The sequence below is a fragment of the Salinadaptatus halalkaliphilus genome, from assembly GCF_006543045.1.
In the GTDB taxonomy this organism is placed as follows: Archaea; Halobacteriota; Halobacteria; order Halobacteriales; family Natrialbaceae; genus Salinadaptatus; species Salinadaptatus halalkaliphilus.
The window spans coordinates 13004-25973 of the sequence record NZ_RBZW01000055.1; the positions used below are offsets into that span (position 1 = coordinate 13004).

Below are 12970 nucleotides of genomic sequence, written 5' to 3' on the forward strand. Positions count from 1 at the left end.
ACTCGCCACGCGACGCCCTCAACGCCCCGGAAGACGCCCTCGCAAGTCGTACTGGGTCTCGAGGCGGTCCCAGACGACGACCGTCGAGGGGACCACGAGCAGCGAGGTGAGCCAGGCGTAGAAGACCCCGAGTGCGAGCAGGATACCGAACTCCATGATCAGCGGGATCAAGGCGACGTACAGGACGCCCAGCCCACAGACCGTCGTGAGCATGCTGCCGGTGAGCGCGCCGCCGGTTCCCTGGACGGTCGTCAGCAGGGCTTGCTCGATGTCCTTGCCGGTCTCGAACTCGTCGACGAACCGGTGCATGAAGTGAACGGTATAATCCACCCCGAGGCCGATCGAGACCGAGAGGATCGGCGCGTTGATCGGGCTCAACGGTACGTCGAAGTACCGCATCGAACCCGCGAGCAGGGCGACGGTCACGAGGACGGGCACGACGTTGATCACGCCGTAAATCGCTCGCCCCTCGAGCCACCAGTACGAGACCACGAGAAAGACCGTCGTCAGAACGAACGCGACGATCAGGCTGTTGATCGACGACTCGAGGGTGTCGTCGATGACGGCCTCGAAGATGACGAGTTGGCCCGTCGCGGTCGCATCGAGGGCCATCTCGTCGGCGAGTTCCTCGGCGGCGGCGACGGCTTCTTCCTGTTCGGCGTCGACATCGACCTGGACCGTCATTCGCGTGGCGGTTCGGTCGGTCGTCAGCTGGTTGGCCGCCTCGTCGCCGGCAGCGGAGTCGAACAGTTCGTCGTAGACCGCATCGACGTTCCGATCGGGAATGCCGTCGCCGCTCGAGTCGTGGCGTCTGACCGTCTCGTCGAACTCGGGATCGGCGGCGGCTTGCGAGTCGACGACGTCGATGATCGTGTCGGCGTCGGCTTGTCGGCCGTCGGTTTCGAACGCGTCGTCGGGGTCGTCGAGTGCGCGGTCGATCGCCGTGAGTCCGCGATCGGAGCGCAACTCCCTGTCCTCGACGTATATCGTTACGGAGTCCTGAAAGCCCTGTTCGAAGTCCTCCTCCATGTAGTCGAGAAACGTCAGGAACGTGTAGTCACCGGGTGCAAGCGGGCCGGGGAGGGCCTCGTACTGCTCGAGGCGCTCGTCTTCGGGGAAAAACGCCTCGTTGTCGAACTCGGTGTCGACGCCGGTACCGTAGGCGCCGGCGCCCAGGCCGACGAGTAATATCCCAACGAGAAATAGGACGGGGGCGATCTGGGCGATTCGAACGCCGACGGGGAGTACTCGGCCGAGAAGCGAGTCCTCGCTGCCAAGCGGCGTCGTCCCGAAACGGGGGAACCGCGTTCCCTCGCGCAGGCGGTCGAAACCCACCTTCCCGGCCGGGAGGAAGACGCCGAAGATGAGGAAGGTAAAGATCATCCCGAAGGCGGCGACGATGCCGAACTGCTGGAGTCCGTCCATCGAACTCACGAGATTCGCCGCGAAACTGAAGACGGTCGTCAGCGTGACGATCAGAAACGCCGTCGTCAGCTGTGTGGTCGTGATCCCCATCGAGTCACCGATCGACGCACCCGTAGCCCGCTCCTCGCGATAGCGGTTGATGATGTGGATACCGAAGTCGATCCCGACGGCCAAAAGCAGCGGGAAGACGACGACCAGCGAGTCCGAAAACGGAATGTTCGCGATGCCCATGAAGCCGAACGTCCAGATCAACGTCATCACGAGCGCGGCCAACCCGAGACCGAGGTCGATCGGATCGCGGTAGGCAACCAAGAGGAAGAACATGATCAGCAGTATCGCCGCCGGGAAGACGACGATCGCGGTGTCGGTGGTCAACTGGATGGTTTCCTCTTGGAGGATCGCATCACCGAAGATGAGGACGTTCTCCCCGGTGTCGAAGCCGTCGATATCGTCGGCGATCGCCTCGGTTTCGAACTGGTACTGGGCGTGGTTGCTCGTATCCGCCATCGGCGGCGTATCGTAGGTGATCGCCATCTGGGCGACGCTCGCCGAGGCCGATTCGCGCGTAAAGTCCGTACTCACCGGCAGTCCCGCCTGCTCGTCGGCCTCGACGATCGCCGCCTCGAGCTGGCGATTCGATGCCCGCTCGACGGCCCGGTACTGCTGTTCGGCCGTCGTCGCGTTTTCCTCGAGTTGCTGGGCGGTCAGCGAGGCCGGACTCGTCGTCGAACTGACCCGCAGCCCGTCGGTTTGCTCGACACGATCCTGCAACTCGAGCATCCGTAACAGGTTCGGCTTCGAGAGGACGTTGCGCTCGTCTTCGATCAGCAGCTGGGCGCTAGTCCCGCCGCTATCGCGGGTCTGGCGATCGAAGTTTTCCTGCATGTCGTCGAACGCTTCTTGGGCAGGTGAGTCCTCGGTGAACTGGTCGGCGCCGCCGTCTTCTTGTCCGCCACCGCCGAGGCCGGCAGCGCCGAGGAACAGTCCCGTGAGGACCAGAAAGACGACGACCACGGTCCAGGGCCGGTTCGTAATTAGCGGGTTTACTCGCCGAGTGAACGGATCGTCGCCGTGGTCGTCGTCACCGCTTCGAATGGTCTCGTCGGGCGTTCGGTCGTCGGCGTCTTCGGATGACGGGGCGCTCGAGTCGCCGTCGGATTCGTAGCCAAAGAGCCGATCAGGATCGGTCATCGATTCGGCTCACCGTCGCCGCCACCACAGCGTGCCGGCGATGCCGATCACGGTGGCCAGTGCCATCAGCCGGACGACGATACCGCCGATGCCGATTCCACCGTCGTCCTCGCCGGGTTCGACCTCGATCGGATGCTGGTAGACGTCCGACAGCACCGTCTCGCCGCGTTCGGTATCGTACTCGAAGTCGAGTTCGACCGGGTGGGTTTCGGTCGGCGCGTTCGGCGCCGCCTGAACGTCGAAGGTGAGTTCGGCGGACTCGCCGGGCGCGAGTTCGTCGACGTAGGCTTCGTCGTTGATCGTCGCCAGCGGGCTATCGGTGTACAACATCGCGTCGATGTTCGACAGCGTCTCCTCGCGCTCGTTGGTGATCTCGAGGGTAAACTCGCTCGAGTCACCCTGTTGGACCGAGATGCCGTCGCCGAGCAGCGAGAACTCGTCGGCGTGGTCGTCGATGACGACGCGTTCGGAGATGGGACCGTCGGTCAGGGTCGATCGATCGCCGGCGGTGTACTCGACGCTGAATCGAAGTTGCCGTGGACCGGCGTCGGCTTGGCCGCTGACATCCGTCGGATACCGAAACGCGGCCCTCTCGCCGGGTTCGATCTCGGGGAGAGCATAGCGGGTATCCTCGACGAACAGCGACTCGGACATCGGCTCGACGATCAACACGGCGTCGTCGACCGTCCGTGGCCCCTCGTTGGTGATCTCGCCGGCGACCGTGCCGTCGTAGCCGACCGCGAGCGTGTCCTCGAGCGCGGTGATCGAGAACGTTTGTTCGGGTGCCGGGGCGAGGGTGGCCATCTCCGGGATCGCCTCCCGTTCGACGCCGGCGCTGTCGCGGTAGGTAACCGCGACATCGAGCGGTTTCGCGCCGCCGCTTGCGGCCTCGTCGATGGCGACATCGACGGTAACCGTTTCGGACTCGCCGGCCTCGAGGTCGCCAAGCACTGCATCGGCGGCCTCGCCGTCGACGGTGACGCCGCCACCGCCGGTGATCGTCGCGCGAGCCTGGGAGGCGGTTTCGGAGCCGACGTTTTCGATCTCGAGGGTTGCCGGTCCGTCGCCGCCCGGTTCGACCTCGGTGTCGACCTCGCCGATATCGAACCGGGGTTCGTTGGGGACCTCGATCGTCAGCGTCACGAGGTCGCGACCGCTCCGGTCGTAGACGACGCCGGAACCCGAGACCTGGCGCGTGTAATCGTAGCTGAGTTCGACCGTAATATCGTGTTCGCCGGGTTCGAGGTCCTCTGGCGCGGCGATTCGTTGGGTCGTCGTCTGGCTCTGGCCTTCGGTGACCGAGCCGAGACTTGCCGTGCCGGATTTGACGTCGAAGGGACCCTCGTCGACGATCTCGACGCTCGTCCCGCGGGCGGTCGTCACCCGGTCGCGGTCGGTGCCGAGGCTGAGGTCGCCGTTGTTGTGGACCTGAATCTCGAGGCTCGCTTCGGTCCCGGCCCCGAGTTCGGGCTCGGGGAGGAACGCGTCCAGATCGGGCTCGCCGCGAGTCAGTTCACCGGAGCTGCCGGAGCCGAGATCCTGGCCGGCGACGGCAGGCCCACCGGCAGTCAGTCCGACGAGCGCAACGACGAGGACGGCGAGTGTTCGAACTGATCGTCGGTCAACGGCCACCGACGGCACCCCCACCGGAGTGTCTGCTGGCGATCGAGCGCCTGACGGGGACCAATCGCCCGGTCGAGATCGACCGACCGAACGTATCAGGAACGATCTCGTTCATTGTCGGCTACTGTGTTGGCCTTCCTATAGCTTTTGTGATTGACTATTCAGTCAAGACGTTTTTGCTCGTCCGTCACGTGGCGTGCTGTATGGGGCAACCACACGGTCGGCCTGCGGAGGCCCAGGTGTGAGCGACGACGTATTTAGCGATCCCGACGGCACTCGAGAAGAGATTCTGGCGGCGACCTACCGTTGTTTGCGAGACGAGGGGTACGCCGATCTGACGATCAACGCGATCGGCGAGGAGTTCGAGAAGAGCCCGTCGCTGGTCTATCGCCACTACGACAGCAAGGACGACCTCGTCATCGCCTGTCTCGGCTACATGCTCGAGCGATTCGAGCGGCAACTCGTCGACGAAGCGATTACCGATCCTCGGGGCCGCCTCGAGCGGTTTATCGAGTGGGCCAGCAGCGACGACATTCCGGCCGAGCGCCGGCAGTTTCTCTCGACGCTGGTCGAACTCCGCACGCGAGCGGTCTACGACGAGGCCTACCGGTGCTACTTCACCCGAAGCGACGAGGTCTTCGTGCGATACGTCAGCGACATGATCCAGGCCGGCATCGATCAGGGCCGCTTCCAAGAGTGTGAGCCGGACGGCGTCGCTGAAACGCTCGTGACGCTGTTACACGGTGCGATGAATCGGCGACCGACCCACGAGGGCGAGGCGTGGCTGGGCGACGTTCGCGACGAACTCGAGGCCTACCTCGAGGCCCGGGTGTACAGCGACAGCACGGAGGGTGCCTCGGAGTCGGACGAAAATGACCGTTCTCAGTTGTAGATTCCGAAGACGCGGTTCAGGGTGACGAGACCGAACGAAACCGCAAAGAGCACGACGAGTACGACGAACGTCTGGTGCCACCCGACGAAGTCCGCGAGCGCGCCGACGCCGATCGATCCGGTCGACCCTCCGACCACGTACACCGTCCGAAAGACGCCGAATCCGGCGTTACGGTCCGTCTCGGACAGGCTATCGAGTATTTTTGGTTCCTGGGCAGCAAAGAAGCTGTTTCCGATGCCAAAGAGGAGAACGGCCGCGCCAACGACGAGGAAGGCGGGACCGACGAGAAACAGGGCGAGGCCGACGGTTCCCAGTAGCAAACAGCCGCTTACCACGAAATCGCGATCGAAGCGATCCGAGATGGCACCGACCCCAGTCTGGGCACCAGCCCTGACGATAAAATACGCCGAGAAGACGGCGCCGGCCACTGTCGGCGAGTATCCGTGAAATTCGACTAAAAACGTCGGAAGAAACGATATGAGCCCGTTGATGACGAACATCGCGATGATGGCGACGAGTGCAGCGAACGCAATCGTCGGCCGCAAGAGAAACGACGTGAACAGTTCGATACCCGCTGGTTGGTCCGACCCCTGTTCCGGACGACGCGGTGGCGTCGGTTTCACGTACCACAGAAAGGCGACGAATATCGGCACAGCGACGAGAACGACGAGGGCAACTGCGGGCCGCCAGCCGTAGCGAACGCCGATCCAGGCCGAGGCGATCGGTGCGAGCAGTCCGGCGGCCGGTGCGCCGAGGGAGTGGAGGCCGATCGCCGTTCCGATGTCGTCGTAGGTGCGCGACAGCAGCGCCGACGCGACGGTGTAGTGGAGTCCAGCGAGTCCACCGAGGCCGACCAAGCCCAGAAAGAGCACAGCAAAGGCCGGTGCGATGGCGGCGATAAAACTCAGTGTCGCCGTCCCGCCGACCGAAAGGAGGATGATGCGTTTCTCCCCGAACCGATCCGCGAGGACGCCGCTTGGGTACTGCGTGAGGCCGTAGGCGATCCACATCCCCGACAGCGCGACCCCAATCTGCGTGTTCGAAATCGTAAAATCGTCCGTAATGAACGGAACCACCGGGCTAACTGCCACCCTCGCAAAGTAGGTTACGAAAAACGCAAGCGTACACAGAACGAGTACCGTATCACGATACTGCCATTGCAATTGAAAACGACCTGCGGATGGCATTCGCGCTGGGACACTTGACTCTACTGGAGTCGGAAACGCACGACGCGTTCGAGTTCGACCGACGCCTATATTCCCACGGAGCACGCCCGCTGGCACATGGCCGTTCGGTTCGTCACCGGCAACGAGGGCAAAGTTCGCGAGGCTCGCGCATATCTCGAGGGGCTCGCCTCGGTCGAGCAACTCGAGTACGATTACACCGAGGTTCAAAGCGACTCGCTCGAGGCGATCGCCACCCACGGCGCTCGGGAAGCCTACGAAGCGGTCGGAAACGACGAACCGGTTTTGGTAGGCGACACGGGGCTGTTCGTCGACGCACTCGGCGGGTTTCCGGGGCCGTACTCGGCCTACGTCGAGGACACCGTCGGCGTCGAACGACTCTGGCGGCTGGTCGAACTCGAGGACGACCGACGGGCGCGCTTCCGGACGGTGCTCGCGTTCGCCGACGAAAACGGAACCGAAACCTTCGACGGCTCACTCGCGGGCACGATCGTCCCACCGCGGGGCGAGGGTGGGTTCGGCTACGATCCGATCTTCGAGTACAACGGCCAGACGCTGGCCGAGATGGACGTCGAGGAGAAAAACGCGATCTCCCATCGCGGCCGCGCGCTGTCGACCTTCGCGGAGTGGTACGCCGAGTACGACGAGTAAATCGAAAATCCCCGATCTATCCTACTCGAGGCTGCCGGCCTACGTCCTTCGTCTGGCCGCTTACTCCCACAGCAGCAATTAGGAGCACCTGTATGTCCAACCGCACGTGGCTAGCAAAGAGTTATATCGGAAGAGCACGATATGAGAACTGCAATGACGACCAGCACTGAGACGGTTTGCTTCGATAAATCACATCGTGAAAACCAGATACGAGAATGACCGACGAGACGCTCGAGGCAGCCTGTCGAACGATCGAACAGCTGCACGAGGACGAACCCGATCCCGTCGCCGGACTCGAGGCGCGCCGGCCCGACGACGATGTGGCCGGGACGCAAGCGACGGTCTTCGGAGCGCTGGCGAACGACCACCGCGTCCGACTGCTCGAGGCGCTTCGGGAGGGCGAACTCTGCGTCTGTGAGTTACAGGTCGTCCTCGAGGCGCCCCAGTCGACGGTCGCGACGCATCTCCGGACGCTCAGAGACGCGGGACTGGTCAAGACCCGCAAGAAGGGAAAATGGACGTACTACCGAATCGCCGACACCGCCGTCTTCGAACTGCTCGACGTCGCGGCAGCCGTTGACGTGCCCAGCGACCAGTGATCCCAGTATGACTGATACAGAGACACCACCCGAAGAGACGACCGATACCGAGACGACGACCGCCGCCGGTGGTACCGACACGATCGGCGACGACACTGCAGCGGCGGACAGACGAGCGCACGTCCGCAAAGAGTACGGCGATGTCGCGGCCAGCGCCGGCGACTGTTGTGGATCGTCGACCGGCGACGGCGAGGAGACCGCGATCGAGACCGACACCGCCGTCGAGGCCGATCCCGCTCGAGCGAGCGATCTCGGCTACGACCCGGACGACCTGTCGGAGGCGCCCGACGGCTCGAACCTCGGCCTCGGCTGTGGCAACCCGGTCGCGATTTCTCGGCTCGAGGCCGGCGAGACGGTCCTCGATCTCGGCTCCGGCGGCGGCTTCGATTGCTTTCTCGCCGCACGCGAGGTCGGCGCCGACGGCCAGGTGATCGGCGTTGATATGACCGCCGAGATGATCGAGCGCGCCCGGGAGAACGCCCGCGAGAGCGAGTTCGACACCGTCGACTTTCGTCTGGGCGAGATCGAACACCTCCCTGTCGCCGACGCGACCGTCGACGCGATCATTTCGAACTGCGTGATCAACCTCTCGCCGGACAAGCCCCAGGTCCTCGCAGAGGCGTTTCGCGTGCTCGAGCCCGGCGGCCGGCTCTCGGTGTCGGACCTCCTCGCGACCGAGGAGTTGCCCCGTGAGATCCGCGACAATCCGGATGCAGTTGCCGAGTGTGTCGGCGGCGCAACGACGGTCGAGCGGTTCGAACGGCTGCTCGCCGAGACGGGGTTCGTCGACGTCTCGATCACCGAGGCGGGCCAGTGGAGCGAGGAACTGCCGATCGTCTCCGCACGGATCGAAGCCCGAAAACCCGAGTGATGTCGCGATCCAACCGCCGCTCGACGAAAGCTACGCTCGCGGATCGAGATCCGGCCCCGGATACGTCCCGCCCTCGACGGCCTCGTAGAGGCGTTCGGGGTCGAACAGCGTCGCGAAGGCATCCGGCGGGCGGACGCTCACCGAGAGCCGGGGTTGCATCGAGAGTCCGGCTTTCGCCGACGTCAGCGTCTCGTCGTAAGTCAACAGATGAGCCGCGTCTCCCCGATAGGCCGAGGCCAGCGCCGGGTGATCGTCCGGGGGTTGGTCGACGGCGACCCGGGCGGCCTCGAGTCGCTCGCGGTGATCGGCCGCGAGCGCCGGTTCGGCCAGGTCAGCGACGAGCGACTCGGTTTGTGCGAGCAGTTCGTCACTGGCGACGAGATCGACCCAGGAGTGGCGCCGCACGTGATCGAGCGCCTCGCGGGCGTCGTCGCCAACAAGAAGATCGACCGCGAGCACGTCGGCGGCCGCGACGACGCGGGCCGGGTCGGGCTGGTCGCCCTCAGCCATCGGTCTCGGCTCCGTCCTCGCGTGTTGTGGCTGTTTCTCGAAGCGTCTCGAGGTCGACATCGTACGACGCGGCGCGCTCGAAGAGATCGGCCCAGCTCGCAGGCATTGCCCCGGCGTAGGTACCGAGCGATTAAAAGCCCGCCTGGTTTGTGGGACCGAGCGGATGTGAGCGACCCTGTTACGTTCGGCGGGACAGCGCCCAGAACGCGACGGCGCCGAGGACGAACGCGACGCCGACGTTGACCGCGAGGCCAACGACGCCGACGCTGGCGACCACTGCGAGCGATCGTCCGTCGGTGATCGGTGCGAACGCCGCCTGCCCGAGCTCGAGCGCGACGACGACGAGCAGGACGCCCAGAAGCGCCATCGGGAAGGCGGTGAGCAAGGCACCGGTGGCGACCAGGGCGAGTGCGAGGTAGCCGATCCCGAGCAGGACGTTCGCGCCCGCGGTCCGGGCGCCGAAGGCAAACTTGCCCGCCAGTCCGCCACTGCCGTGACACATCGGAATCGCGCCGAACGGGACCGCCGCGAGACACGTCACGCCCATGCTCGTTGAGAGCGAGTCGGCGGAGACGTTCCGATCGTAGAGATCACCGCACAACAGCGCGGTCGCGATGGCCGCGTTCCCGATCGTCATCCCCAGCTGGGCGACGGTCCCCTCGAGTGCTGCGGGAGACATCGACGGCACACCAGCCGGGAAGATCGCGGCCTCGGGTACTCGCGGCGTCGGCATTCCAACTGTGGCGACGGCGGCCGCGGCGCCGAGTCCGAGCACGACCAGCACGCTCGAGTGGCGATAGCCCACCAGTGCGAGCACCGCGACGATGGCGAGTCCGCCAGCGGCGACCGAGACGTTCTCGACCGAGAGCCCGATCGCGGCCTCGAGCAGGAGGAGGGCGACGGCCAGTTGCACGCCCCGGATGACTGGCTCGCCGACGGCGCGCTCGAGTCGACCGACCAGACCGAAGCGGCCGACGACGAGCAAGACGACGCCGGCGAGCAGTCCGGCAGCGGCCAGTTCCGGATAGGAGAGCGTCCCGACGATCGCCAGTCCGATCAGGGCCTTCATCGGCTCGATCGACATCGGCATCCCGTAGTACAGTCCCCAGACGATCTGGAAGACGCCGAAGCCGATCAGCACGTGGGGGATCGAGACGCTCGTCGTCACAGCCAGGGCCACGAGGAGCGGCAGGACGGTAACCGAATCTCCTAGCGCGCCCGTCAGCTCCGACATCGAAAACTCGAGGTCCGAGTGACGCTCGGACATGACGGAATACGCCATTCATACCCACCTTACTGTGGGTTGCTTTTTACAGTTGTGCGTAATCGCTCGGCATTACTTCGGTCGAAGAGGGCAACCATGATTGATTACACCATAGATCGACAGATAGTCGTGGGCTCCCGTCGGTGTGAAACCAGTATCGCTATCTGTGAGCAGCCTGACTGCTCTGGCGTGAGTGAACTCGGCAAGATCGATCGGTCGTTCTTCGAGCGCCACGTCGCGACGAACCTCGGTGCCGACCGTGACGATGTCGCCCTCGGACCGACACACGGTGTTGACTTCGGCGTGCTGGATATCGACGGACGAGCGCTCGTTACCGCGACGGATCCCGTCTCGATCCTCCCGCCGCTGGGCCTCGAGCGGGCGGCTCGATTCGCTATCGATCTCGTGCTCGCGGACGTCGCCGTCAGCGCCGTTGCGCCGTCCCATCTCTCGATCTGTTTTACGCTCCCCGAGGCGATGACCGACGACCAGTTCGCGACGGTCTGGGAGACGATCCACGAGGAGTGTGTCGACCTCGGCGTCTCGGTGGTCACCGGTCACACTGCCCGCTACTCCGATCCGTCCTACCCGTGGGTCGGCGCGGCGACCGCGATGGGCGTCGGCGACCACGAGGCGATCGTCCGCCCCGACGGCGCTCGATCGGGCGACCGACTCCTCCTGACGACCGGCCCGGCGGTCGAATCGGTGGGCCTCCTCAGCACGCTCTACGGTGACCAGCTCGATCTCCCCGACGCCGTCGTTGCAGACGCACAGGATCGCCTCGCGGAGGTCCACTGCGTCCGCGACGCGCTCACTGTGGCCGCCGCGGGCCCCGTCCAAGCGATGCACGACGTGACCGAGGGTGGGCTCGCGGGCGCGCTCAACGAGATGGCCGAGGGGGCCAATAGGCGAACTGAAGGAACCGCTCTGCAGTTCGAAATCGATCGTGCAGCCGTCCCGATGCGCCCCGGCGTCGCCGAAGTCTGTGAGGCCCTCGAGATCGATCCCTGGGCGGCGACCAGCTGTGGCGCGCTCGTGATCGCCGTCGAACCCAGCGGTGTCGACGACGTGGTCGAGGCACTCGAGGCTCGCAACACCGTCGTCGCCGAGATCGGGAGCGTGAGGCCTGCCTCGAGCGACGAGTCCCGCGTGGTCGTCGACGGCGACCCACTCCCCCACCCGAGCGTCGATCCCTCCTGGGCGGCCTACGCGGCGCTGGCAGGCGAATGAGACGGTTTTTCACGACACGGTAGCAAATCTGTACCGACGTGGTGACCCCGCTCCTCCCCGCTGCAGTCGCTGGGAACTCCTCCCTGGTCCCGCTGCTCGTCGACGTCGGCACGCGACTCGAGGAGGCGACCGGCCTGTTGCAGTACGTCCTCGTCGTCGTCTTCGCCGCGATTCCGGTGATCGAAATTCTGGTCGTCGTCCCCGTCGGAATCGGGATCGGCCTTGATCCGCTCCTGACCGGCGTCGCCGCCTTCGTCGGGAACGTCGGCTCGGTCTACCTCTTGATCGGCTTCGAGTCCCGGCTTCGGCGGTGGTGGCGCGACCGCCGCGGCGGTGAGTCCGACGAGCGACCCGATCGGTACGCCAGAGCACGCCGTCTCTGGGACCAGTACGGCCTCCCAGGCCTCTCGCTCGCCAGTCCCGTCCTCACGGGCGTCCACATCGCGACCCTCGTCGCACTCGTCGCCGGCAGCTCGAGCCGGTCGGTCGCGTGGTGGATGACGGTGGGGATCGCCGTCTGGACGGTCGCGCTCGTCCTCGCGTCGGTATACGGGCTCTCGGTCGTCGGGATCATCTGAGCTCGAGAGTGAACTGGACCATCACCGATTTGTATAATCGTCGAATACACTTCCCTATGAGCTCCCCCACACCCGAGACGCGTCCGGTCGCGCTGACCATCGCCGGCAGCGACTCCGGCGGCGGCGCCGGCATCCAGGCCGACCTCGCGACGTTCGCGACCCACGAGGTCTTCGGGACCGCGGCGATCACGGCCGCCACGGCCCAGCACACCCGCGGCGTCGAGTCGTCGTTCGTGCTCCCGACCGAGGAGATCGCGGCCCAGATCGACGCCGTCGTCGGCGACTTCGACATCGGCGCGGCCAAGACCGGGATGCTCGCGACGACAGCCGTCGTCGAACTCGTCGCCGAGCGCGCTCCCGACTTCGAGTTTCCGCTCGTCGTCGATCCCGTCATGGTCGCGACGTCGGGCGATCGGCTGCTCGAGGAGTCGGCCGAGCGCGCCTACGAAGACCTGATCGCCGACGCGGCGGTCGTGACGCCAAACGCCGACGAAGCCGAGGTGCTGACCGGCGTCAACGTCGCGGACGTCGATAGCGCGCGAGCCGCCGGCGAGCAACTGCTCGAGCTCGGTGCCGACGCCGCACTCGTCAAAGGCGGCCACGTCCCCGGCGAGACGATTCGGGACGTCCTCGTCGTCGCGGCTGCAGACGGCCCGGTAGTGGAGACGTTCGAACACGAGCGCGTCGACACCGACGCGACCCACGGCTCGGGCTGTACGCTCGCGGCTGCCATCGCGGCGCGACTGGCTCGAGGGGATGACCTCGAGGACGCCGTCGAGGGCGCCACGGACTTCCTCTCGCGAGCGATCGAGCACCACTACGACGTGGGACAGGGGCCCGGCGCGGTCAATCACTCGGTCGATCGCTAAGAACCGCCGGGGCGATACACGACAGTCGTTCGCTACTCGCACTCGAGTAGTTGTCTTGGAGTCACACTCCGTCGATCCGTGAT

General features: G+C 65.4%; 11 protein-coding genes and 1 pseudogene. 7 read left to right on the top strand and 5 right to left on the bottom strand.

The genetic code is table 11. The features are described from left to right. Positions 1 to 18 precede the first annotated feature (18 nt). Together D8Y22_RS15505 and D8Y22_RS15510 are read right to left on the bottom strand one after the other, a co-directional pair. Positions 19 to 2616: an efflux RND transporter permease subunit gene (locus tag D8Y22_RS15505; protein WP_141465602.1), complete on the bottom strand. Its 2598-nt coding sequence runs from the start codon at positions 2614 to 2616 to the stop codon at positions 19 to 21. A 9-nt stretch (positions 2617 to 2625) separates the two neighbouring features. After that, positions 2626 to 4248 (bottom strand): COG1361 S-layer family protein, encoded by a 1623-nt coding sequence (locus D8Y22_RS15510; RefSeq protein ID WP_246084468.1) that lies wholly within the window; start codon positions 4246 to 4248, stop codon positions 2626 to 2628. Between the two features lie 232 nt (positions 4249 to 4480). On the opposite strand from D8Y22_RS15510, the gene D8Y22_RS15515 reads away from it, so the two are divergent. Beyond that, positions 4481 to 5131 carry a TetR/AcrR family transcriptional regulator gene (locus tag D8Y22_RS15515; RefSeq protein WP_141465604.1) on the top strand — a complete coding sequence of 217 codons (651 nt, stop codon included), beginning with the start codon at positions 4481 to 4483 and terminating at the stop codon, positions 5129 to 5131. Here D8Y22_RS15515 and D8Y22_RS15520 read toward each other — a convergent pair. Next, on the bottom strand, positions 5122 to 6294 hold the full coding sequence (locus D8Y22_RS15520; protein WP_141465605.1) for an MFS transporter: 1173 nt from the start codon (positions 6292 to 6294) through the stop codon (positions 5122 to 5124). The genes D8Y22_RS15515 and D8Y22_RS15520 overlap by 10 nt on opposite strands. A 120-nt stretch (positions 6295 to 6414) precedes the next feature. Between D8Y22_RS15520 and D8Y22_RS15525 the strand changes: the two genes are divergently transcribed. The 3 genes from D8Y22_RS15525 to arsM all read left to right on the top strand — a co-directional run bounded on the left by D8Y22_RS15525 (position 6415) and on the right by arsM (position 8436). Further along, the gene (locus tag D8Y22_RS15525) at positions 6415 to 6966 is read left to right on the top strand and encodes an XTP/dITP diphosphatase (protein WP_141465606.1); all 552 of its coding nucleotides are present in this window, start codon (positions 6415 to 6417) and stop codon (positions 6964 to 6966) included. Positions 6967 to 7181: 215 nt separating this feature from the next. Next, positions 7182 to 7565, top strand: coding sequence for an ArsR/SmtB family transcription factor (locus D8Y22_RS15530; RefSeq protein ID WP_141465607.1), 384 nt, complete (start codon positions 7182 to 7184; stop codon positions 7563 to 7565). Positions 7566 to 7572: 7 nt separating this feature from the next. Then, positions 7573 to 8436 (top strand): arsenite methyltransferase, encoded by an 864-nt coding sequence (arsM, locus tag D8Y22_RS15535; protein WP_141465608.1) that lies wholly within the window; start codon positions 7573 to 7575, stop codon positions 8434 to 8436. Between the two features lie 30 nt (positions 8437 to 8466). Here arsM and D8Y22_RS15540 read toward each other — a convergent pair whose 3' ends face one another. Continuing rightward, positions 8467 to 8946, bottom strand: a complete 480-nt coding sequence (locus D8Y22_RS15540; RefSeq protein ID WP_141465609.1) for a DUF7384 family protein — start codon at positions 8944 to 8946, stop codon at positions 8467 to 8469. Between the two features lie 178 nt (positions 8947 to 9124). Continuing rightward, entirely contained in the window at positions 9125 to 10228 is a 1104-nt protein-coding gene (locus D8Y22_RS15545) for a putative sulfate/molybdate transporter (RefSeq protein WP_141465610.1), read from the bottom strand. 171 nt (positions 10229 to 10399) lie between these two features. Here D8Y22_RS15545 and D8Y22_RS15550 point away from each other — a divergent pair, with 171 nt between their 5' ends. From D8Y22_RS15550 to thiD, 3 genes and pseudogenes are all read left to right on the top strand, one after another. Beyond that, positions 10400 to 11440: a HypE family hydrogenase expression/formation protein gene (locus tag D8Y22_RS15550; protein WP_141465611.1), complete on the top strand. Its 1041-nt coding sequence runs from the start codon at positions 10400 to 10402 to the stop codon at positions 11438 to 11440. A 41-nt stretch (positions 11441 to 11481) separates the two neighbouring features. Next, the gene (locus D8Y22_RS15555) at positions 11482 to 12018 is read left to right on the top strand and encodes a small multi-drug export protein (protein WP_141465612.1); all 537 of its coding nucleotides are present in this window, start codon (positions 11482 to 11484) and stop codon (positions 12016 to 12018) included. A gap of 56 nt (positions 12019 to 12074) precedes the next feature. Beyond that, positions 12075 to 12881 (top strand): annotated as a pseudogene (thiD, locus tag D8Y22_RS15560) (bifunctional hydroxymethylpyrimidine kinase/phosphomethylpyrimidine kinase); the annotation flags it as partial. Positions 12882 to 12970: the final 89 nt, after the last annotated feature.

Coding starts and splice junctions, on each gene's coding strand:
- D8Y22_RS15505 (WP_141465602.1), bottom strand. CDS start 2,616: ATGACCGATCCTGATCGGCTCTTTGGCTACGAATCCGACGGCGACTCG.
- D8Y22_RS15525 (WP_141465606.1), top strand. CDS start 6,415: ATGGCCGTTCGGTTCGTCACCGGCAACGAGGGCAAAGTTCGCGAGGCT.
- D8Y22_RS15530 (WP_141465607.1), top strand. CDS start 7,182: ATGACCGACGAGACGCTCGAGGCAGCCTGTCGAACGATCGAACAGCTG.
- arsM (WP_141465608.1), top strand. CDS start 7,573: ATGACTGATACAGAGACACCACCCGAAGAGACGACCGATACCGAGACG.
- D8Y22_RS15540 (WP_141465609.1), bottom strand. CDS start 8,946: ATGGCTGAGGGCGACCAGCCCGACCCGGCCCGCGTCGTCGCGGCCGCC.
- D8Y22_RS15545 (WP_141465610.1), bottom strand. CDS start 10,228: ATGGCGTATTCCGTCATGTCCGAGCGTCACTCGGACCTCGAGTTTTCG.